Source organism: Nocardia sp. BSTN01 (genome assembly GCF_015354405.1).
In the GTDB taxonomy this organism is placed as follows: Bacteria; Actinomycetota; Actinomycetes; order Mycobacteriales; family Mycobacteriaceae; genus Nocardia.
The window spans coordinates 1-337 of sequence record NZ_JADKYP010000188.1 but is presented as its reverse complement, the minus strand read 5'-3'; the positions used below and the strand labels follow the sequence as shown (position 1 = coordinate 337).

Annotated in this window: 1 protein-coding gene; it reads left to right on the top strand. The window is 69.1% G+C overall.

The genetic code is table 11. The annotated features are described in order from the left end of the window. A partial coding sequence (locus IRT45_RS36470) for an IPT/TIG domain-containing protein (protein ID WP_194810286.1) occupies positions 1 to 337 on the top strand: 337 nt, incomplete at both ends.

Genomic DNA, 337 nt, shown 5'->3' with positions numbered 1-337 from the left:
CCCTGCTGGGTCGGCGGGAACGGTGTCGGTCACCGTCACCACCGTGGGCGGAACGAGCAACGCCGTCTCCTACACCTACGTCGCGGTGCCGACTCTGACCACGGTGGCACCCAACGCCGGCCCGGTGACCGGAGGGACCACGGTGGTACTGACCGGGACGAATCTGACGGGGGCCACGGCGGTGAGTTTCGGTGGCACCCCGGCGAGTTCGTTCAGCGTCGATTCCGCCACCCAGATCACGGCGGTCGCCCCGGCTGGGTCGGCGGGAACGGTGTCGGTCACCGTCACCACTGTGGGCGGCACCAGTAACGCCGTCTCCTATACCTACGTCGCGGTC